This is a genomic window from Streptomyces sp. NPDC051322 (assembly GCF_040689485.1).
Classification (GTDB): Bacteria; Actinomycetota; Actinomycetes; order Streptomycetales; family Streptomycetaceae; genus Streptomyces.
The window spans coordinates 129083-150401 of record NZ_JBFBAK010000002.1; the positions used below are offsets into that span (position 1 = coordinate 129083).

Here is a 21319-nt window from a genome sequence, read left to right on the forward strand (position 1 = left end):
GTGCGAGGGCGGCCCGTCGTGCACCACGAAAGCCACCACCTGCCCCGCCCCACCCGAGCGGAGACTCAACGATGGCACCCACCCTCCTTCTCAAGCCCGGAACCTCCTGGTCGGACGCCTGGCAGCGCTGCCGGGCGGTCGCCCCCGAAGCCTTCGCGGACGACCGGGTCCGCAACCTCTGGAACGGCCGGTGGCAGGACGACGGCCGTGCCCTGCCCGCCACCAGCCCGATCGACGGCAGTCCCATCGCCGGCCCGCCGCGCCTCGACGCCCGCACCGCCCAGCAGGCGGTCCGGGCCTCGCTCGACCAGCACCACGCCTGGCGGCACATCCCGCTGCCCGAGCGCCGGGCCCGCGTGTCCGCCACCCTGGACGCGCTCACCGAACACCGTGAACTGCTCGCCCTCCTGCTGGTCTGGGAGATCGGCAAGCCCTGGCGGCTCGCCCAGGCCGACGTCGACCGGGCGATCGACGGAGTCCGCTGGTACGTCGACCACATCGAGCGGATGGCCGAAGGCCGTACCCCGCTCACAGGACCGGTCTCCAACATCGCCAGCTGGAACTACCCGATGTCCGTGCTGGTCCACGCGATGCTGGTGCAGGCGCTCGCCGGAAACGCGGTCATCGCCAAGGCGCCCACCGACGGCGGCGTCGCCTGCCTCACGCTGGCCGCCGCCCTCGCCGCCCGCGAGGGCATCCCCGTCACCCTGGTCAGCGGCAGCGGCGGCGAGCTCTCCGAGGCGCTGGTCCGCTCCCCGGAGATCGGCTGCGTCTCCTTCGTCGGCGGACGGGACACCGGAGCCCGGATCGCCACCGCCGTCGCCGACCTCGGGAAGCGCCACATCCTCGAACAGGAAGGTCTGAACACCTGGGGCATCTGGAACTACACCGACTGGGCGGCGCTCTCCGCGGTCATCCCCAAACTCTTCGACTACGGCAAGCAGCGTTGCACCGCCTACCCGCGCTTCGTCGTCCAGCGCAGCGCCTTCGACGCGTTCCTGGCGGCCTACCTGCCCGCAGTGCGGTCCCTGCGCACCGGGCACCCGCTGGCGGTCGAGCACCCGTCGGACCCGCTGCCCGAGCTGGACTTCGGGCCGCTGATCAACGCGGCCAAGGCCAAGGAACTCGGCGACCAGGTGGCCGAGGCGATCGACCGGGGCGCGGTGCCGGTGCACCGCGGGTCCGTCGCCGACGCCCGTTTCCTTCCCGGCCAGGACACCTCCGCGTATCTCCAGCCGGTCACCCTGCTCAACCCGCCCCCGTCGTCCCCGCTGCACCACGCGGAACCCTTCGGCCCGGTCGACACCATCGTCCTGGTCGACACCGAGGCGGAACTGCTGGCCGCCATGAACGCCTCGAACGGGGCGCTGGTCGCCACCTTGTCGACCGACGACCCGGCGACGTACGAACGGCTGGCTCCGCAGATCCGCGCCTTCAAGGTCGGCCGCTCCAAGCCGCGCTCGCGCGGCGACCGCGACGAGCTCTTCGGCGGCTTCGGAGCATCCTGGCGCGGGGCCTTCGTGGGCGGCGAGCTGCTCGTCCGGGCGGTGACCGACGGCCCGGACGACGAACGGCTGCCGGGGAACTTCCCGGAGTACCACCTGATGCCGTGAGCGCCGCCTGGCACCGGTCGTCGTCGTCGCTCAGCGCAGCGGTCCGCAAACGTTCGGTAGAGGAGCCGCGTGCGACGGTCCGCGGACCGTCGCACACAGCCCTCCCGCCCGCCGCCCACCCGGCATGACCACGGGAAACGCAGGTGAGGGACACCTCGAACCCCTGGTATTGTTGTTCTTGTCGCCGCGGGGAACGCTGCCGTGGCCGACAGACACCTTGTCCGGGTGGCGGAATGGCAGACGCGCTAGCTTGAGGTGCTAGTGCCCTTTATCGGGCGTGGGGGTTCAAGTCCCCCCTCGGACACCAGCACGACAGATGGGTGGCGCCGACCGAATTCCGGTCGGCGCCACCCATCTGGCGTTTGTCGTTCGTCCGCACATGAACCGGCCTCCCCGCACACGCACCAGCCGGCGCCGACTCGGGCAGGAGACGGCGCCGACTGGTTTTCGGTGGTCGGCGATCGCCTGGTGGCAGCGTCGCCGACCGGGGATGCGGCTCAGGTCGATCGACTGTGTCGCATGGATTTCATGGCGATGCCTGCGCAGGCCATACCGAGCAGGATCGTGAGGCCGCCGATGACGGCGTTACTGATGATGATCCCCTTGTCCGGGTGACTGCCCACGATCCACGGGGCGATGATCAGCCATACGCCGAGCGCGGACATGGCCAACCCCAGACCGGACGTCCTCTCCGGGGCGATGGTGAACGCCAGTGCCATCAGCCCGATCGCAACACCCGCGATGAGGTTCATGATCATCAGCGAGGGCTGGGTGGCCGAAAAGTGGATCACCCATGGCGATATGGCGCAGTACAGGCCGACCAGGAACAGTGGCCCGTCCATCGGCATCGTCCTGCGTCCCCCGAGCATCTGGGCGTACCGAGCCTGCATTTCCGGAACGTCGGGGTGGCTGCCCAGATCCTGCCTGTGCTGGGAACTGCCCAGATCACCCCTGTGGCGTGAGACGTCGGCCATACGACTCGCCTCCTTCTCTTGTGTGAGTCAGACCGCGCTGCACGGTTCATCGCCGTGCCACCACCAGTTTGCGCCCATTTCGACCCATTGGGTAGGGAAAATGTTAATGAATTCCCGGACCCGCCGACGAGGGACCCTGGACGCCGTTTTCGCAGCTCCGGGCGTCGGCGCCGACTCGGAGCCCGGCGCCGACGCACACGACGGCCTCTCCTGCCCCGCCGGGCCTGTCGATGACCGGGCGCAGCGCCTCGGGCCGGGTCACAGCATCACCCGTACACCTCCGCCCGGTCGATGCTGACGAACGACGCCTGGGACTGCGCATCGTGTTCCCCGGTGACGCGGACGCGCAGCGTGTGCGGGCCGGCCGGCAGTCGTGGGCTGAGGTACTGGACGGTCTCGCCGGTCCGCGGGGAACCGTAGAAGTCCACCCGGACCTCCGGCCCGCCGTCGATGCTGAGCGCCGCGTATCCGTTGCCCACATCGCGTACCGAGAGGAGGGCGATCCGGGTGCCGGTGAAGGAGAAGGTGGCGCTTGCTCCGGCCTGGTCGATCCAGTGGTCGTCACCCCAGAAGCACTGGGTCCCGCAACCGGTGCCGGAATTCCAGGTGCCGCCGAAGCTGATGCCGCCGGGCCCGGAGGACCGTCCGTCGTCGTTGATCCAGTAGTTGCCGGACCCCGGGTCGCCGGACGGCAGGTCCTGGGTCGCACCCAGGGCCAGCGGCCGCCCGAAGTCCGGACTGCCGTCCGCCCGCCAGGTGAACTTCTGTGCCCGGGTGGTCCGGTTGCCGTAGGTGTACGCCGAGGTGGTCTTGGCGTGGTAGAGAATCCAGTCCTCACTGCCGTCCGGTGAACGGAAGAAGGCGTGATGACCCGGCCCGAACACGCCGTGGTCGTCGGCGCGCGAGAACACGGCGCCCTGGTGCTGCGTCCAGTTGGCCGGCACCAGTGGATCCGCTGCTGCGGGCAGCGACATCATCCATAGCTGGTAGTCCGGTTTACCCGTGTCGCAGGTGGAGTAGGTCAGCCAGGTACGGCCGTTGCGGTACAGGAACTCCGGCCCCTCCCGCACCTCGGGGCACCCACCGGCCGCGTTGATGGCCACCGCGTTGCCGGAGACCGTGTACGGGTTGGACATCGGAGCCAGGTTCAGGCCGTTGTGCTGGTACTGGTTGATGCCGCTGTAGGCGAGGTACAGCTTGCCGTTCTGCTGGAGGATGCTCGCGTCGATCGCGAAGTCGTTCGCGTGGTTGGGCGGGGCGAGCTTCGCCTTGAAGTGGTACGGGCCGGTCGGATCGTCCCGGTCGGACTCCAGTACGTAGATCCGGTGGTGGTCGTCGATGCCGTCGTCGGCCGTGTAGTAGAGGTACCAGTGCGCGCCGAATCGGTAGAACTCCGGTGCCCAGATGTGCTGGTTGCGCGAGCTGTCGCCGTCGGTCCAGACGGTGACCGGGTCCGTCGCGAGCAGGGTGCTCAGCGAGGGCGACCGCCACATGGCGACGCGGTCGCCCTGCGTGCTGGTCAGATAGTAGTTGCCGTTCCAGTGCGTCATGAACGGGTCGGGACCGGTGTTGAGCGGGTTACGAAAGGTGGTCCCGGCGGCGGCCGTGGTCGGCCCGCGCTGTGCGACCTGCAGGACCGGGTGACGGCCCGCGGCGGCTGGAGCGGTGCTCGCGGTCGCCGGGAGAGCGGCGAGCAACAGGCCCAGCAGGGCCGCGGCCATGACCGCAGTGAGACGTGCGGGCCGGCGGGCGGGGTGTGGTTCGGTGGGGTGCATAGCGATCCCTTCGGGTGGTGGCCCAGGAAGGAGAGGGGACGCCGAACGGTTTACATCGATGTAATGGCGCCGCCACCGTAAAGGCGCGACGTGTCCCTGTCAACGCTCGTGCTCGCCCGAACGGGGCGGAGAACCGCGGACGTTGCCCGGGTCGGCTGCGGCCCCTATGTTCCGTCAGGTGACTGCCGGGGCGGCCATGGGCCACGCGCGACAGTAGACCGCCCCCCGGCACGGTCCGCCGCCGGGAAACCGCCTGACTCCACCGCCCTGTTCGCCTATCGTCAACCTGATTCCCGGCGGGGTCCTTCGGCCCCGCCGGGCCGAAGATCACGACGTGTGGAGGATGATCGTGCGCTACCGCGAGCTGGGACGCAGCGGACTGTCGGTGTCCGAGGTCGGTTACGGCGCCTGGGGCATCGGCGAGTCCAGCTGGGTGGGCGCCACCGAGGACGAGTCCGTACGGGCTCTGAACCGTGCCATCGACCTCGGCGTGAACTTCATCGACACCGCCCGTGGATACGGCGAGAGCGAGCGCATCGTCGGCCGGGTCGTACGCGAGCGGGCCGCAGCCGGCGACGAGGTGCGCGTCGCGACCAAGGTGCCGCCGAAGAACGGCGTGTGGCCGCCACCCTTCGGCCTGGACCCGGCCGATGCGTTCTTGGGCGGGTACATCCGCGAATCCCTCGAGACCAGCCTGCGCGTCAGCGGCCTGGACCACTTCGACGTACTGCAGTTCCACGTGTGGAGCGATGACTGGGTCGGCCGCGGGGACTGGCTGGAGACGATCGCGGACCTGAAGCGGGAGGGCAAGATCCGCCTCTTCGGCGTCTCCGTCAACGACCACCAGCCGGACAACGCGCTCGCCCTCGTACGCAGCGGCGCCGTGGACAGTGTGCAGGTCATCTACAACATCTTCGACCAGGCGCCGGCCGATGAGCTGCTGCCGGCCTGTGTCGAGCACGGCGTCGGGGTGATCGTGCGGGTGGCCCTCGACGAAGGGGGCTTGACCGGTCGGATCACCGCGGACACCACGTTCCCGGAGGGGGACTGGCGCAACCGCTACTTCCGTGACGACCGGCCGGCCCAGGTCGAACAACGGGTCTCCGCGATCGTCGCCGACCTCGGCATCACCGTCGACCGGATGGCCGAGACCGCCCTGCGCTTCGTGCTGAGTTCGCCGGCGGTCTCCACCGTCATCCCCGGCATGCGCACCGTACGCAACGTCGAGCGCAACACGGCCCTCAGCGACGGACGCCCGCTCACCGCCGACCAACTCGCCGTACTGGCCAAGCACCGGTGGCAGCGGGACTTCTACAGCTGAGCCGCGCGGGCGTCGCGGCGGCGGTCGTCAGGCGGATGCCGGAGGCAGAAAGCGCAGGTCGGTCAATCGCTCCGACAACTCCCACAGGCGTCGGCCCGTCTCGGCGTCGGCCGCCGCAGGCGACAACCGCACCCGTGTCGGCCCGCCGCGCAATTCGGCCAGGCCGTCCGGCCCGATGAACTCACCGCCCGCCACCCCCGGCTCGGTTGCCGCGTACAGCTGTGGCATGGCACCGCCTTCCGGGCGCTGAGCGAACAGCGGGTTCCCCAGGCGGCCCAGCACCACCCGCCACAGGCCGACCGGCGCACTCATCTGCAGGTTGGTGGCGGTATAGCCGGGGTGGGCGAGCACACTGCGCACCGGGCTGCCGGCCTCGGTCAGCCGACGGTGGAGTTCCCGTCCGAAGACCGCATTGGCGAATTTCGACTGGTTGTAGAAGGCCATGGGTGAGTAACCTCGCTCGCCCGTGAGGTCGTCGAAGCGGATGCGTCCCTGCCGGTGATTGATCGAACTCACCGTAACCACGCGGGGATCGTGACGCGGGGATCCGCTCTGCTCGAGCGACGCCGAGGGCTTGGGGGAGGCCAGCAGATCGAGCAGCAACCCGGTCAGCGCGAAGTGACCGAGGTGGTTGCAGGCGAACTGCAACTCGTGACCCTGGGCGCTCAGCGATCGAGGCGGCGCCATCACACCGGCGTTGTTGACGAGTACGTCCAGCCGTTGATGGTCGGCGCGCAACTGGTCGGCGAACTCCCGGACCGAGTCGAGATCGGCCAGGTCCAGCCGCCGAACCTCGAGGTGCGCGTCCGGCAGTTCGGCAGTGACCTCGGAGAGCGCCCGTTGGCCCTTTGCCTCGTCGCGTACTGCAAGGACCACGTGACCGCCCCGACGGGCGAGCGCCCGGGTAGTGGCCAGGCCGAGGCCGCTGTTGGCTCCGGTGACGACGCATACTCGCCCGGTTTGGTCCGGGATCTGCTCGGTAGTCCAACGCTGATCCTGTGTCATGTGGCAAACAGTGCCGCGTGTGGCACTCAGTGTCAAGACGCTACTGAGTGCCACCTGCGGCATCGCGCTACGATTGTCTGGTGAGTCCCCGACCCGAAACGAGCCTGGCCCAACGCAAACGTCAGCTCGTCGCGAACGAACTGACCGAAGCGGCGCTGCAGTTGCTGGCGCTCAAAGGGTTCGACGTAGTCACCATCGACGAGATCGTGACCACCGCCGGTGTGTCCAAACGGACCTTTTTCCGGTACTTCGCGTCCAAGGAGGACGTGGTCGTCCGGTTCCTGGCCGACATGGGAGCCGGTATGCACGCAGAACTGGCAGCCCGCCCCGCCGACGAGCGACCCTCGCCTGCCCTGCGGCATGCCGTCTGGACCGCCATGGCTGCCTGCGGAGACCGATCCGACGGTGAGCAGCCGGCCAGGGCCCTGCGAGTGGTGCAGCTGATTCTGCGCACACCCGCCCTGCACGCACGCTTCCTGGAGCGGCAGGCTCAGTGGCGCGACGATCTGACGGCGGAGTTGGCGCGCCGACTCGGCCTCGACCCCGAGACCGATCTGTATCCCCGGATGGCCGCGGGGATGGCGCTCACCGCTTTTGATGCAGTGCTGCACCGGTGGAGCGCCGGTGACGGCGCCGAAGACCCGGCCGCACTGATCGACCGGGCCTTCGCAGTGATCGCCCCGGCCCTGGAGACCCTCGCGTAGCCGGGTCTCTCCCGCAAGCGCTTCGCGCTGAGGCCTACGTTGGGCGGACGGGTGTGGGGACCTATGGCTCGTCCGGTGCAGAGGCTCCCGGAAAACCCAGCCCCGGACTCAGGCGCCCACCGTCCCGTCGACACCCTCTCGCAGGAAGTCCGCGTGCCCGTTGTGGCGGCCGTACTCCAGGAGCACGTGCACCATCACCATCCGCAGCGACACCTCCTCGTCCCACCGGGGCTGGAACCCGGCCACGTCCAGCGAGTCGGCCTCCCGTTCGATGCGGCGCGACGTCTCCACCTCGGCCTCCCAGGCTGTGAACGCCTCCGTCCTGGTCGATGCACTCGCGTCGTACGCCGCCTGGAAGTCGGTCTTGTCGGACCAGACCATCGGGGCGTCGTTGTCCTCGAACGCGCGGCGGAACCACGTACGCTCCAACTCCGCCATGTGCCGCACCAGACCGAGCAGCGACAGCGTCGACGGCGGCATCGACTGCTGCCGCAGTTCCTCGTCGGTAAGTCCTTCGCACTTCATGGCGAGGGTCGCTCGGTGGTAGTCGAGGAAAGCCCGCAGCATCTCGCGTTCACTGCCGAAGTTGGGTGGTCCCGTGCGATGGTCGTCGGTCACGCTCTTACTCCTCGTTCATGCCGTGCATCCACGGCCACTGTGTACGTCGACTGACTGCCCACATGTCAGGCACATGGAACTCGATGGCTCGGTGGGGTGCGGTCAGGGCGCGGAGCCGGCCGTGCGGGGAAGCTCGATGGAACGGTGCTCCTCCAGGACCCGGTAGCCCGCGCTCGTGTACAGGCTCATCGCCACCTCATTGCCGCCCCACACGGTGAACATCAGCGCCGAGTCGCCGGCGTCGAGCGCGGCCTGCTCACCGGTCACCATCGCGGCCCGGCCGTAGCCTTTGCCGCGGTGCTCTTCGTGGACGTGCAGGGAGTAACCGTAGCTGACCCCCGGGAGGTAATCGTGCTTCAGCCAGCCGGTGCCGACCCGCTCGCCCGCCGCTTCGAGGACCAGGAAGCTGTTGTCCGGCGTGGCCAGGCCCTCGGGGATCAGCTCGTCGAAGTCGCGGTCGGACTTGCGCGCGGCATCCTCGGGGCTCAGGGCGCCCGCCCGAACGATGTCGCCGACGTAGGCAGCCTTCTCGGAGGCGAGCCATCCTGGATATTCGGCCTCGGTCATCGGCCGTGCGCTGACGCCCCCCAGTGACCCCGGCGGGCCCGCGATGAGACGCGTCCTGGTCTGCCCGCGGACGGCATAGTCGGCGAACAACTCGCTCTCCGGGTCGGTGACCTGTACGTCCAGCCTACGCGCGCCGCGCTCCTCGCACCACGTCTCGGCCCAGGCGCGGGCGGCCTGTTCATGCCCCCGCCCCGCATGGTCCGCTTCGACCCACAGGTCACCGATTCGGCCCGCGAGCGTGCCGTTGCGTTCGGCCACGCCCACGGCGACGTATCCCACCCGAACCCCGGTGTCCCTGATCTCGGCCACGGTCCAGTCGTTGATCTCTTCGCGTATCTCCTGGAGCCTGCGCTCCACGGCGAGGGCGCTGAGCCCGGCGGAGTACAGGGTCCGAAGCCGCCGCTCGAAGTTCTTCTGCCATTCGGCGCTGCCATCAAGCGAGTTGAAGTACGTCACCTGGTCACACTAACCACGCGAGGCTGCGGACTGCCCCTTCAGGGGCGGGACGTACGGGCTCTGGCTACCGCTGTGAGCGGAGTGACGGCAGCGCCCGCCGGGCGCCCACGGTGAGTTGGGCGTCGTACGTGTGCACCGGGACCAAGCCACGATCCGGGGCCGGCTTCCCGCAGTGCGTCCAGTAGTTGCCGCGTGGATGGGGCGGACCAGGCCGTCAGGGCATCGCGCTCGCGAGGCGCAGGCGGGGCGTCCTCCGATGCGGACTTGGCGACGGCAGGTCCGGCGGCGACGGTGCCGGCCCAGGAGCGGCGCCCCTCACCCAAGTGGGCTCGTCTCTCAGCCTGCGAACGAAATGAACAGAAGGCGCAGGAGGGTATCCCGGCCACGCTTGCCGTCTATAACTTCCATCCACAGGCGGCCTGAATTCCCTGGCCTGGATACCGGAGTCATCAATGACGGCCCGTGGAGGCGCCCACGTAAACAGGCGTGCATCCCCACTCACTTCGTGTATACCCCGCGAGGAGGCTCCCGCATGACCGAGCAGATCCCGGATATCTCATCGCCCGCCTTCGGAGTCGGCCGACAAAAGACTTCCCGGTCACCGTCCAAAAAAGAGAGACTCAACGCTGCCATGGTGCGCCGCCTTTGTGCGGCAGCCTTCTGCGCCAGCCTGCTGTTCTTCGTCTATCTGTGGGTTCAGGATGGCGCCATCGGGCACCTGGTGACCAAGGCCGAGGGGCCACTGAAATACCCTGGCACGCTCACCGGCCTGATCTCCGCCGACCTGATGTTCCTTCAGGTCGTCCTGATGGCACGCATACCGTGGATCGAACGATCGATGGGCCGCGATCGGCTCGTCCGTATCCATCGGTTGAGTGGCTTCACCTCGCTGAACCTGATGTTGGCACACATCGTGCTGCTCGCGTTCAGTTACGTGGTCCGCGACGGTCGTTCCCCACTCGGGGCACTGTGGTGGATGGTCGCGGAGTGGCGAGGCATGATGCTCGCAACTCTCGGCACGGTACTGCTGGTCATCGTGGGCATCACATCCAGCCGGGCCGCTCGCAAGCGCCTGCGGTACCACTCGTGGCATCTGCTGCACCTGTACACCTTTCTCGGCATCGGACTGGTCATTCCGCACATGGTCTGGGCCGGCAGCGAGTTCAAGCAGCCATGGACCCAGGTGTACATCGTCAGCCTCTACGTGGTGACGCTCGGCAGTTTGCTGGTCTTCCGCGTGGCCATGCCTGTGCTGCGCTCGGCGCGCCACCGGGTGGTCGTCGAGCGGGTGGTCGAGGACGCCCCGGGCAATGTGTCGGTGCACCTCCGCGGCCGTGGTCTCGACAAACTCCGCGCACAGGCGGGTCAGTTCTTCATCTGGCGCTTCCGCGACGGACGAGGCTGGACCCGGGGGAATCCGTATGCACTTTCGGCTCCACCGCACGGTGATGTGCTGCGGATCACCGCGAAGGAGGTCGGCGTCAACAGCAGGCGTCTGCGCACGCTCCGGCCTGGTACCCGGGTGCTTTTCGAAGGCCCCTATGGCAGGTTCACCGGAGAGTCCAGGCACGGACGCAAGCTCACTGCGATGGCCTCCGGGATCGGTATCACTCCGTTGTGCGCGCTCCTGACGGACCTCGACTACGCAGCAGGTGAGGCGGTGCTTCTGTATCGAGCCTCCAGTGAGAACGACTTCGTCCTCCGGCGGGAGCTCGACGAACTGGCGCAGCGACGCGGCGTTCGCATCGTCTACCTCCCCGGGCATCGAGCCCGCGGACGCGCCTCATGGCAGCCGGAGCACGCCACAGAGGACGACCACATCGCGCTTCAGCAACTTGTGCCGGACATCAGCGAGCACGACGTCTATATCTGCGGCCCCGACGCCTGGGGGCGGTCCGCAGCCGACGCCGCCCGCCGCGCGGGAGCCCCGGCCACACACATCCACCTCGAACGCTTCGCGTTCTGAGTACGAACGCCCGGAGGCAACGCCCCATGGTTCGAAACATCCTGTGGCTCATCGCGACAGCCGCCGCCGTCGCCCTCGTCCTCGCGTATCCCACCAGCGCAAATCAGGGCGTCCCGCTTGGGCGCACCCCCGGCGCGGCCCCCTCGGCCAGTAAGACGCCCCCGGCTCCGGTAACGAACCATCCGGCGGGAGCCACGTCCAGTCCCTGAAGCAACACTTCCCGCCGACGGCGGCCAGCCGAGTACGACCGCTTCGTTACCTGCCCCACCCGACGACCCTGATCACACGTCCATCCGCGCGGCCTTCTAGTATCAAATCGCGCGTTTTCCGCCGGACGCTGACGCCCACTTGGTCGTGCCCGCCGCCCAACGCCCGACACGACGACGTCCACCGCATGCCGATGGAGTCGAGCATCGAGGAGAGGAACGTTCATGCGCGCCCGGAGCATCGTCGCGGCCACCGCAACAGGCTTGGCGCTGGTGGCAGCCCGCGACCTCGTTCAGAAGAAGCACGCATTGCTCCGGAACTTCCCGGTGATCGGGCACGCACGGTACCTGTTGGAGACGATCGGGCCTGAGCTGCGGCAGTACATCGTGACCTCCAACGACGAGGAGCGCCCGTTCAGTCGCGACCAGCGCACCTGGATCTATGCGTCATCGAAGGAGGAGAACAACTACTTCGGGTTCGGTACCGACAATGACGTCGAGCACATACAGGGGCACGCGTACCTGAAGCAGCGCACCTTCGCCGGCACGCTGCCCGACACGCACGACCCGCAGGCTCCGGTGCCCTCGGCCAAGGTGCTGGGCGGGCCACGCGGGCGCGCCAAGGCGTTCCGGCCGGCGAGCGTGGTGAACATCTCGGCGATGAGCTTCGGATCCCTCTCCGGAGCGGCGATCACCGCGCTCAACAAAGGGGCGGCGCTGGCGGGCACGATGCAGAACACGGGAGAGGGCGGCCTCTCGCCGTACCACCGCAATGGCGGCGACCTCATCCTTCAGCTCGGTACGGCGTACTTCGGCTGCCGCAACGAGGACGGCAGCTTCAACATCGACAAGCTCAAGGATGTGGTCGCCGGCGCCCCGGTCAAGGCGATAGAGATCAAGCTCTCCCAGGGCGCCAAGCCAGGTCTTGGCGGGATGCTGCCGGGCGCGAAGGTGACACCGGAGATCGCCGAGATCCGCGGCATCCCGGTCGGCAAGGACTGCGCCTCCCCGTCACGGCACACCGCGTTCAGCGATGTCGACTCGATGCTCGACTTCGTCGAACTGCTCGCCACCGAGACCGGTCTGCCGGTCGGGGTCAAGAGCGCGGTGGGAGAGCTGGACTTCTGGCAGGAGCTGGCCACGCTGATGGCGCGGGGCGACCGTGGTGTCGACTTCGTGACCATAGACGGCGGCGAGGGCGGCACCGGGGCGGCGCCACTGACCTTCGCCGACTCGGTGTCCCTGCCGTTCCGGATGGGCTTCTCCCGGGTCTACGGCACCTTTGCCGAGCTGGGGTTGACCGACGACCTGACTTTCATCGGCTCCGGCAAACTCGGCCTGCCCGAGAACGCCGCGGTCGCCTTCGCACTGGGTGCCGACATGATCAACGTGGCTCGTGAGGCCATGCTGTCGATCGGCTGCATCCAGTCGCAGAAATGCCACACCGACAAGTGCCCTACCGGCATCGCCACCCAGAACCCGCGGCTGGCCCGCGGCATCGACCCGACCTCGAAGGCCACCCGGGCCGCTGTCTACCTGCGCACCCTGCGCAAGGAGCTGATGAGGATCTCGGCGGCTGTCGGCGTCGCCCACCCGGCACTCATCACGCCCACCGACATCGAGATCCTGAACGGCGACTACGAGGCCCGCACCCTGCGCGGCGTCTACGGCTACAAGGACGGCTGGGGCGAACTCGGCCCGCACCTCACCGATGAGATCACTACGCTGCTCGCCACCAAGCCGGCCACCGTGCCGAGGCCGGCCGCCTGACGCGCCGACAGGGGTGAGCACGCGCTCACGGCTACCGCCTCGTGGTCTTCTCACGGAGGTGCCGACCCCCCGGCGGACCCGGGCCGGGGTGAGGTGGCGGGGCTCGGCCGGCCGGTGACGGTCGGGCCGTCTTCAGGAGACCTCAGATCCCCGCCTCCGCCAGGAACTCACTCGGCCGCCCCGACCACGACACGTACAGCCCGTCCCGCGCCCGCGTACAAGCGACGAACAGCAGGCAGCGTTCCGCCAGGAGATCCGCCTCGTGCTGGAGGCGGTCGACATCGGCCGGGGTGACGGCTCTCGCGTACGGCAGGGCGCCGTCGTTCACCCCGATGACCGCGACGCACCGGTACTCCAGCCCTTTAAAGGAGTGCATCGTGCCGACCTGCACGGCCTCCTCCTCCGAGGGGGTGTCGCCGCGCAGTCGGACGGCCGGGATGCCCGCTGCCCTGAGCCGCTCCGCCGCGCGGTCGCAGTTGTTGTTGAACCGGGCACTCACCCCGATCTCGCCCGGGGCTATGCCGCTGTCGAGCCAGTCGCGGACCCGCTGTACGAGCGCGTCCAGCTCAGCGTCCTCGGTGGCCGCGCCGTACGCCTCGGGTCCGCTGCCGTGCAGGGACGAGCGGTAGCCGAGCAAGGTTTCGTTGCGGGTGTCGTCGGCGAGTTGCTCGAAGGGGCGGCCGACGAGGAGTGCGGTGGACCAGCTGAGGATTTCGTGCGTGGAGCGGTAGTTCCTGCGCATCTTCGTCGAGCGGCCGGCGACCTTGATTCCGACCGCCTTGAGCGACACCTTCGAGTCGTAGATGCGCTGGTGCGGGTCGCCCGCGATGAAGAGGTCGTCGGGGCGGACCGGAGCGGCCGTACGCAACAGCCGCCACTGCGCGGGGTGCAGGTCCTGTGCCTCGTCGACGACGACGTGCCGGTAGCGCGGGCCGGCGGCCTGCAGCAGATCCGCTGCTTCGGCGCAGGTACCGAGGTACGTACGGAGTCCGTCCTGCGTGAGCCGACCGGTGAACTCATTGATCGTGCGCCACACCAACTCGCGGCCCGATGCGGGCAGCGCGCTGCCGCGTCCGCGCCGCTCGCACTCCTTGTACGTGTCCAGGGTCCGCACGTTCTGCGCGAGGACGACGTGCTTGTACTCCTGGCCGAGGAACTGCGGGGTGCCGGTGAACCCGGTGGCTTTCGCGGCCTGCACCCAGCGCGCCTCCTCCTCGCCCCCGCGCAGCGGCCGCCGCGAGGTCGACACGACGCGGGCGGCGAACGCGTCGACGGTCATGATGTCCACCCGGTCGCGCAGCGACTCGTCCTCGACCAGCGCGGCAAGTCCGGCGCGCAGAGCGGCTACGAGTGCGTTGGTGTATGTGGTCAGCAGAATGCGTTCACCATCGCGCAGGTAGCGCAGCAGATGGCGTACGCGGTGCAGCGCGACGACTGTCTTGCCCGTGCCCGGTCCTCCCGTGACCTGGGCGGGCCCGGAGTACGAGGCCCGGTAGGCGACCTTGTGCTGCGAGGGATGGAGGAACACCCGCCAGGCCGCGAACGGCTTGTCGAGGATGTCACGCAGCTCCTCGGACGCCGTGACGAGCGCGATCCGGGCACGGCTGCGCTGGATGGCGGTCGCGAAATCGGTGGTGTCCACCGGTGCGTCCTCGGCGGGCGCGTTGGCGAGGCTGACGGACACCACGTCCCGCCACACCTCCTCGACGGTGAAGCCCGCCGCCAGGTACTCGAGGACTTCCCTCTGGTCCTGCGGGAAGTACGGCGCGAAGACCTCCAGCTGCTCGAGGTCCGTGAGGACACGGGCCTGGAGCAGGGTGGTCCCGTCGATGCCGAGCGCGGACAGGTCACCGTCGGAGACGTGCGCGAACAACCGCTGGTCGGGGGCGGGCGCGATGCGCTCGTACGCCGGGGTGAGCTCGTCGAGCATCGCGATGTCCCGGATCTCCACCGCCCGGGTGACCGCGTTGACGCTGGCCTTCTGTTTGATCGCCCAGTCGATCGCCTTGTCGTGCGGCATCACCCGGAGCAGTACGTAGGTGTCGCCGCTGTCGGGCGCGAGGACCACGCCCCGCGTCCCCTGGTCGATGCGAATGGTGCGGATGTGCGGATCGCGGGCGCGCTTCAGCGTCTCCAGTTTCAGTCCTGGGTCCTTGAACAGCTGGTCCAGGGTGAGTCGTTCGAACTTCTCCCAGGCATCGAACACCCCCTGTTTGATGCTGCCTTGGAGTTTGCTGAGCTGGGCGCAGAAGGCGATGTCGAACGCGAGGTGCGGCATGGATCGGACTCTCCGGTGAGCGGGCGATGGGGAGGGTGGACGTCAGGATGTCGGCCCGTCGAGGTCGAGTCGGATCAGCGCCAGCGCTTCGGCGACCTCCTCGGTCATCTCGTCATCGGGCCCGAACACCAGACACAGGTCATCGTGGAGTGGCCCAAGGACTCGGTGGGCCTCCGCCGCCTGCCCCTGGGCGAGCAGCAGCATGCCGATGTCCCGTCGCAGCTCGACGGCCTCCTCGCTCACATCGCCGTCCACGGCCCGTACGACGTCCAGGACACCCCGCAGCGCGGCGAGCGCGTCGGTGACCTGGCCGAGTTCGGCGCGGCAGCGGGCGGCCTGTGCGTGGCAGGCGCGGGCGGCCTCGCCGGTGGGCCCGTCGGTCCGCGCGTACGCGTCGGCCAGGGCGTCGAACTCGGGCAGCGCGGCCCGGTAGTCACCGCCGAGCAGCCGGATCGCCGCCCGCCGCGTTCTCAGCTCCAGGACCTTGACGTTCTCGGCGCCCAGTGCGCGTGCCGCCGGCTCGATGATCTCACCGAGCACCTCGACGGCCTGCGCGAACCGCTCCTCCGCCAGCAGCGCGTCGGAGTGCGCGTATGCCTCGTTGATCTCCTCGCGCAGCTGCGCGGGTACCGGAGCGGGCGCAACGGGCACGGCACCGGGGCCGGCTGGAGGGGGAGTGGCACTGCCCGCCCCCGGCCGGGCACGCGGCGCGTACGGATTGCGGAAGATCCCCGTCGGGTCGGGAGCCCCCTCCGGACCCGTCTCGCCGAGCACCGCCTTGTCCCCGGGCGGCGGCAGGAACGGCCGCAGCCGCTCGTACACCTCCTGCACGTCGGCGGGCCGCGACTCCGGAGCCTTGAGAAGCAGGTGCAGGACGAGCTCTTCCAGCGCCGCCGGCACGTCGGGGCGCAGTTCGCGCAGCGGGGTGGGGGCTGTGTTGACGTGCTGGTGCATCACCATGTACTCGCTGTCCGCCGTGAACAGCAGCCGCCCGCTGAGCAGTTCGTGCAGCACGCAGCCGAGCGCGTACAGATCGGTCTGCGGGGTGGTACGTCCGCCGCGCACCTGCTCCGGTGCCATGTACTGATAGGTGCCGATGGGGCTGCCGGTCGCGGTCAGCTTGGTGACGTCGGTCCGCAGGATCGCCGCGATGCCGAAGTCCAGGACCTTCACCGTCCCGTCGCGGGCGACCAGGATGTTGCTGGGCTTGAGATCCCGGTGGATCACCGGCACATCGTGCGCGTACGACAGCACGGTGGCCACCTGCGCCGCCACGGCAACCGCCCAGCTGACCGGCAGCGGGTGCTCCGGGTGGATGTACGAGGACAGTGGAACGCCGTCGACCAGCTCCATGACGAGGAACAGCCGCTCGTACGCTGTGTCGGCGTCGTCAAGAACCGCGTCGTACACCTGCGGCACCCCGGGGTGCTGGATCCGCGCGGTGATCCGCGCCTCCCGCTTGAACCGCTTGGCGAACTCCGCTGCCAGCTGCGGAGAACCCGAGACGGCCTGCTGCCGGATCACCTTCACGGCGACGGGCCGGTCGAGCACCGCGTCGTAGCCACGCCACACGTCTCCCATGCCGCCGCTGTTGAGCTCCTCCAGGAGTTCGTAACGACCGGCGATCGGCTGCGGCTGCTGTGGCACATTGCCCCCGTGCGTGTGTGCGTGTACTTGGCCGACGCGTATTGCGGCGCGTCGACCCGGTTTGACTGGGGGCCAAGTCTCTCCGGTCCGGCGATCTCCAGTCCAGCGGCGGCGCGCCGGGCGGGTCGGGTCCGTCGCTTTCCAGTCACCCACGAGGGCCCCTACCGGAGGAGCGCCGAGATCTGGCATGCACCAGGCCACGACGGCTACTGGACGAATCATTCCGAATGCTGACGGTGTGCTTCGGTCTTTCGCGTGGCGGATTGCCTCTCGGCCGTGCCTCAACTGACGGCCGCGGGCAGACTGCGCACATGCAGCTCCCCGCCGAAGCCGTTGCCACTACCGTGCTGATCGAGGTAGTAAGGATCTCCGCCCTCCCGACTGAGTGGGGCCACTCATACCCCGGCAGGGCGGTCGCTCACTGGGCCGGGGCCGAGGCCGCCGACGCTCTGACCTTGATCGAGAACCTGCCCGGCAGTGAACAGCACCGCTGCGGCTTCTCGCCGGGCTGGAGCATCCGGGCATACGAGGACTCTCTTGACCTGACGCTGTTTGAGGCGGCGTTCTGTTTCAGGTGCCACGAGGTCCGCATGCACGGCACGGCCGTGCCACCCGCACTGACCACGCAGTTCTTCGACGCGGACGCCCAGCCGGCTCAGGCCCTCCTGGCCCTCTTCCGCGCGGCGGCCCCTAACGACGGTGTCGGCAATTGAGGACCCGGTAGATCACCGGAGTCGGGGCTCCTGGCATTCTTTTCGGCGTGATCTTCCGTACTGCGACGCGGCGAGACCTGCCCGCGATCATCGCGCTCCTGTCCGACGAGGACACCGTGGCGGATCCCCGGACTGTCGAGGTCGACGAGGCGTACGCGCGAGCCTTCGAGGCCGTGGACGCTGACGGACGTAACGAGATGGTGGTCCTGGACGAGGGCCACGGTACGGTCGTCGGCTACCTGCAGCTCACCTATATCCCGGGTCTGGGGCGTCACGGCCAGGAGCGTGCACTCATCGAGGCGGTGCGGGTGCGCGCTGACCGGCGCGGTGCTGGTCTCGGCCGTGAGCTGCTCACCTGGCTGGGCTATCGACCGGGCACGCAGCCGTGGCTGCATGTTGGTACAGCTCACCAGCAACAAGCGGCGCGCCGAAGCACACCGTTTCTACGGCTCGCTCGACTTCGTCCCGAGCCACGACGGATTCAAGCTGCCGCTGTAACACCGACGCCGGTCCCGTGACGTGAAGGCTGCCGCACGTGGCTCTTCGGGTGTGAAGACAAAGTGGACCGAGGGAGTTCAACTCTGTCTCCACACAATGGCGTTGGACTCCCACGTCTCCTGCGCGCAGCCGATTCCTTGGAATGGGGGTGACCTACGCCAGACGGGGTCGCACCTGGTCGTTGTCCGTCACCTCGTACACGTCTATCCGCAGCACACGGCGGATATGGGGCGGAACCCGCTCGGCGGCTTTCACAGAGGACGTCGGCACGACCAGGGCGAACCGGCTGGCCGCGGCCTCGTTCGTCATTCTCCTCAGGAGCTGGCCGTAGGCGATGTCGGCGTCGATGCCTTTCTCGCTGGTGCGGCCCTTTGCCTCACAGATCAAACGTTCTTCACCGCGCACGGCTTCGATGTCTGTCCAGCGGTCGGTGGGGGTGACTGGAGTCCACCCCTCGGAGATCAACCACCGCCGGAACGCGCCGGTCACGCGGTCTTCCTCGCTGGTCCGGGCGAGGAGCTTATGCACGGCCTCCAGGTCGGAATCCCGGTTGCGCCGCAGTCGACCTCGGCTGTCGGCGTCGAGATCCGCAGGCCGGATCACCACGAGTCGCAGTCCGCGCGCTGGAATCTGACTGTCGCGGCGGGCGTCGTAGATGGCTCGTTGTTCGCCCCGGTGCACGCCGCTGACGGTGAGTATGTGCGGCTTGTCGAAGTGCGGTACCGGCTGATCGTGCTGGACTTCCCGATACTCGACCACCAGATGATGGCCAGGCCAGAAAGCATCGACTGGCAACTTGACCTGTCGGCCACTCGTGCCAGGGTCACCAAGCAGCCAGTCGAACTTGTGCTGAGGGAGTGCTGCTTCCTCAAGGATCTGGTTGCATAGGTCGACCACATAGGCTTCGTCGCTGTCGTCTCTGCTCATGTCTCGGGATGATGGCATCCACCACTGACACCGCCCAAGGGCTCTGAGGTCTCAGGATCTCTGACAAGGCCTTGCGGCAGATCATCGAGTCGATCAACGAGACCTTCAAGGGACAGCTCGACCTCGAACAGCATCGAGGTAACACTCCCCGCGGTGTCATCGCCCGCGTCATGCAGCGGATCCTCGCGCTGACTGCTGCGATCTGGCACAACGACCACACCGGGCAACCTGTCCTGCGCACATTTACCGCTTACGATCACTGACCCCCTGGAATTCATCAACTAGGATGGGCCGGGTGACTACCGGGTCGGCCTTGGGCCATGCACGAGAGAGGCGCCCGGCCTCGGCGTGAGCGCGTGGCGGGCAAGAGCCCCGCCCCCTCCCATGTCTTCCCGCCCGGCGCCGGCGCATGGCGCCGCATTCTCGCGGAATCCAAGACCTGGAGAGGTACCAGCAATGCCGCACGCACAGCAGCACCAGCCCGAAACAGGACTGACCGTCACCACCGTCCAGCTGAACCACACCGCCGTCTACGCCAGTGACCGGCACCTGTCGGCCGAGTTCCTCGCCGCGATCCTGGGATTGCAGGTCGGCGCTCCATTTGGGCCGTTCCTGCCCGTTGACATCGGCAACGGCGTGACGCTTGACTACTACGAGAAGCGGGACGAGCCGATCCAGTCGCAGCACTACGCATTCCTCGTGCCCGAGGTGCAGTTCGACGCCATGATCTCCCGACTGGAAGCGGTCGGAGTCACCTACTACGCCGACCCCAGCCACACTGACGCCGGCCGGATCAACCATCTCTTCGGTGGTCGTGGCGCGTACTTCGAGGACCCGGACGGCCACAACATGGAGATCATGACCCGGCCCTACGTCCGGCCATAGGACCTACGCCGGCCCCACTGTGTCCCCACTCTGCGCCCCGGCTTCCACGCCGGGCTGCCGAGGCGCGGCACATACGTAAGCCATCGGGTCGTGGCCCGCGGCGACGCCCGGTCGACAACTCGCTTTCGCAGGTGTGTCATTGCTCTAGGGACCCGACAACGACGGCAATCCTTCCAGGCGTGCAGTCCTTGGTGACTGCGATTCTCGCTGACGGTTGGACGCACGTCCGCACAGCCATGGCTCGCCGCTGGAGCAGGCAGACCAGTGAGCCGCAGGCAGAGATAGAGCACCGTCTGAACGTCACCTTGAGCCAATCCGAGGAGTTCGCGCGTGGCGGAGAGGGTCGGGAGGCTCTTCTGCGGGCGTACTGGTCCGGGTACCTGGCAGCTGTCCTGGCCGAACACCCCGACCTTCTCGGCCTCGTGCACGATCTCTCGGCCGTCACGACGAACCCGGTCCAGGGCGCGGCTGTGCAGAACACCAACAGCGGACACGTCAAGACACTCGTCCAGGGCGGCGACAGCCACGGAGGCATCACCTTCCACACTTGATCGTCTCAGTTGTTGCCCTCGTCTACAGCAGTTCCTCGTAGAGGCGGATCTTGGCAGGCCTGTGACCCCGGAGCAGCTCCAGGTGGATGCCGAGCCCAGCAGCCCAGGTGTCGAGGTCGCTGCCTGCGTCATGGAAGAACCACGAGTCGAAGGTTCCAAGATGCTGAAGCGACGATTGGAGCGCGTATCGGAGCTCGCAGTGGACCTGAACGTAGTGGTAGTGCTCGCCCTCGACATCGTTGATCTCGAACTGCCGGCAGAGGTCCAGGGTGAACATCGGTGGACCGCCGAAGGCATGCGTTCCGTATTGGATGAGCAGTCCGTCGGAGTCGGGGGCCGCAGGCGTGTCGAAGCGCTGCCGTCCGAAGCGCAGAAACGCTGGCCAGGCGTCGTGAGCGGTCGACTCAGCGAACTCGTGGTGATTGCTTCCTAGCTCGTCTCGTAGGGATTGAAGGGCCGCGCTGATCGGGAGCTTGTGCGACATGCGGGGCACTCCTCAGAGCCGGTGAATCATCGGCCGTCATCGTTCGGGCTGCTCCCTGGGCGCCGGCCAAGGGTGTCCATCGGGCGAGCTGTGTGATGGGCGCCCGGCTTGGACGAAGTCGTTGTACTCATCCTGCGTCATCGTTGCGTTGACCCAACGGTGGCGGACGGCACCGGTGTGCTCCTCGGCTGCACTGAGGGCTGCGAGTGGATCACCAGCCACTACGACCAGGCGGCCGCACTCTTTCTCCTCGTCATCCGGGTCGAGCGGTGGGAACTCGACCAGATCGCTGAAGGTCTCGTGGCCCACATCCTCGACTGTGTGCAGGAAGATCTCGTATCGCCCGTTCTTCGGCCTGACC

At 68.1% G+C, this 21319-nt stretch carries 17 protein-coding genes, 1 tRNA gene and 3 pseudogenes; 11 read left to right on the forward strand and 10 right to left on the reverse strand.

Translation table 11 applies throughout. The annotated features are described in order from the left end of the window. Positions 1–71: 71 nt before the first annotated feature. Both AB0436_RS04810 and AB0436_RS04815 read left to right on the forward strand, forming a co-directional pair. Positions 72–1613, forward strand: coding sequence for an aldehyde dehydrogenase family protein (locus AB0436_RS04810; RefSeq protein WP_366466262.1), 1542 nt, complete (start codon positions 72–74; stop codon positions 1611–1613). 219 nt (positions 1614–1832) lie between these two features. Next, positions 1833–1920 (forward strand) — tRNA-Leu (locus tag AB0436_RS04815). Between the two features lie 190 nt (positions 1921–2110). On the opposite strand, the gene AB0436_RS04820 is transcribed toward AB0436_RS04815, so the two are convergent. After that, the gene (locus tag AB0436_RS04820; protein WP_366466263.1) at positions 2111–2587 is read right to left on the reverse strand and encodes an SPW repeat protein; all 477 of its coding nucleotides are present in this window, start codon (positions 2585–2587) and stop codon (positions 2111–2113) included. 266 nt (positions 2588–2853) lie between these two features. Further along, a complete protein-coding gene (locus tag AB0436_RS04825) occupies positions 2854–4362 on the reverse strand; it encodes a family 43 glycosylhydrolase (RefSeq protein ID WP_366466264.1) in 1509 nt (502 codons plus the stop codon). A 349-nt stretch (positions 4363–4711) separates the two neighbouring features. Between AB0436_RS04825 and AB0436_RS04830 the strand changes: the two genes are divergently transcribed. After that, on the forward strand, positions 4712–5683 hold the full coding sequence (locus tag AB0436_RS04830; protein ID WP_366466873.1) for an aldo/keto reductase: 972 nt from the start codon (positions 4712–4714) through the stop codon (positions 5681–5683). Positions 5684–5710: 27 nt separating this feature from the next. Here AB0436_RS04830 and AB0436_RS04835 read toward each other — a convergent pair whose 3' ends face one another. Then, positions 5711–6688, reverse strand: a complete 978-nt coding sequence (locus tag AB0436_RS04835; RefSeq protein ID WP_366466265.1) for an oxidoreductase — start codon at positions 6686–6688, stop codon at positions 5711–5713. Positions 6689–6768: 80 nt separating this feature from the next. Between AB0436_RS04835 and AB0436_RS04840 the strand changes: the two genes are divergently transcribed. Continuing rightward, positions 6769–7392, forward strand: coding sequence for a TetR family transcriptional regulator (locus tag AB0436_RS04840; RefSeq protein ID WP_366466266.1), 624 nt, complete (start codon positions 6769–6771; stop codon positions 7390–7392). A gap of 108 nt (positions 7393–7500) precedes the next feature. On the opposite strand, the gene AB0436_RS04845 is transcribed toward AB0436_RS04840, so the two are convergent. The 3 genes and pseudogenes from AB0436_RS04845 to AB0436_RS04855 form a co-directional block, all read right to left on the reverse strand. Continuing rightward, on the reverse strand, positions 7501–8010 hold the full coding sequence (locus AB0436_RS04845; RefSeq protein WP_366466267.1) for a DinB family protein: 510 nt from the start codon (positions 8008–8010) through the stop codon (positions 7501–7503). Positions 8011–8112: 102 nt separating this feature from the next. After that, entirely contained in the window at positions 8113–9033 is a 921-nt protein-coding gene (locus tag AB0436_RS04850) for a GNAT family N-acetyltransferase (RefSeq protein WP_366466268.1), read from the reverse strand. An 85-nt stretch (positions 9034–9118) separates the two neighbouring features. Beyond that, positions 9119–9359, reverse strand: a pseudogene (locus AB0436_RS04855) (maleylpyruvate isomerase N-terminal domain-containing protein); the annotation flags it as partial. A gap of 206 nt (positions 9360–9565) precedes the next feature. Between AB0436_RS04855 and AB0436_RS04860 the strand changes: the two are divergent. Next, positions 9566–10999, forward strand: coding sequence for a ferredoxin reductase family protein (locus tag AB0436_RS04860; RefSeq protein ID WP_366466270.1), 1434 nt, complete (start codon positions 9566–9568; stop codon positions 10997–10999). A gap of 431 nt (positions 11000–11430) precedes the next feature. Further along, on the forward strand, positions 11431–12975 hold the full coding sequence (locus AB0436_RS04865) for an FMN-binding glutamate synthase family protein (protein WP_366466272.1): 1545 nt from the start codon (positions 11431–11433) through the stop codon (positions 12973–12975). Positions 12976–13117: 142 nt separating this feature from the next. Here AB0436_RS04865 and AB0436_RS04870 read toward each other — a convergent pair whose 3' ends face one another. Both AB0436_RS04870 and AB0436_RS04875 read right to left on the reverse strand, forming a co-directional pair. Continuing rightward, the gene (locus AB0436_RS04870; protein WP_366466274.1) at positions 13118–15253 is read right to left on the reverse strand and encodes a UvrD-helicase domain-containing protein; all 2136 of its coding nucleotides are present in this window, start codon (positions 15251–15253) and stop codon (positions 13118–13120) included. 42 nt (positions 15254–15295) lie between these two features. Continuing rightward, entirely contained in the window at positions 15296–16900 is a 1605-nt protein-coding gene (locus tag AB0436_RS04875) for a serine/threonine-protein kinase (RefSeq protein ID WP_366466276.1), read from the reverse strand. A gap of 455 nt (positions 16901–17355) precedes the next feature. On the opposite strand from AB0436_RS04875, the gene AB0436_RS04880 reads away from it, so the two are divergent. Next, entirely contained in the window at positions 17356–17613 is a 258-nt protein-coding gene (locus tag AB0436_RS04880) for a hypothetical protein (protein WP_366466277.1), read from the forward strand. A gap of 47 nt (positions 17614–17660) precedes the next feature. Then, a pseudogene (locus tag AB0436_RS04885) lies at positions 17661–18111 on the forward strand (GNAT family N-acetyltransferase). 153 nt (positions 18112–18264) lie between these two features. Here AB0436_RS04885 and AB0436_RS04890 read toward each other — a convergent pair. Further along, entirely contained in the window at positions 18265–19038 is a 774-nt protein-coding gene (locus tag AB0436_RS04890) for a hypothetical protein (protein WP_366466278.1), read from the reverse strand. A gap of 65 nt (positions 19039–19103) precedes the next feature. On the opposite strand from AB0436_RS04890, the pseudogene AB0436_RS04895 reads away from it, so the two are divergent. The 3 genes and pseudogenes from AB0436_RS04895 to AB0436_RS04905 all read left to right on the forward strand — a co-directional run. Beyond that, positions 19104–19301, forward strand: a pseudogene (locus AB0436_RS04895) (IS982 family transposase); the annotation flags it as partial. A gap of 193 nt (positions 19302–19494) precedes the next feature. Next, on the forward strand, positions 19495–19923 hold the full coding sequence (locus AB0436_RS04900) for a VOC family protein (RefSeq protein WP_366466279.1): 429 nt from the start codon (positions 19495–19497) through the stop codon (positions 19921–19923). A 305-nt stretch (positions 19924–20228) separates the two neighbouring features. Next, positions 20229–20474 (forward strand): hypothetical protein, encoded by a 246-nt coding sequence (locus AB0436_RS04905; protein WP_366466280.1) that lies wholly within the window; start codon positions 20229–20231, stop codon positions 20472–20474. A gap of 22 nt (positions 20475–20496) precedes the next feature. Here the strand turns inward: AB0436_RS04905 and AB0436_RS04910 are convergent, their stop codons facing one another. After that, positions 20497–20958: a hypothetical protein gene (locus AB0436_RS04910; RefSeq protein WP_366466281.1), complete on the reverse strand. Its 462-nt coding sequence runs from the start codon at positions 20956–20958 to the stop codon at positions 20497–20499. Between the last annotated feature and the right edge of the window lie 361 nt (positions 20959–21319).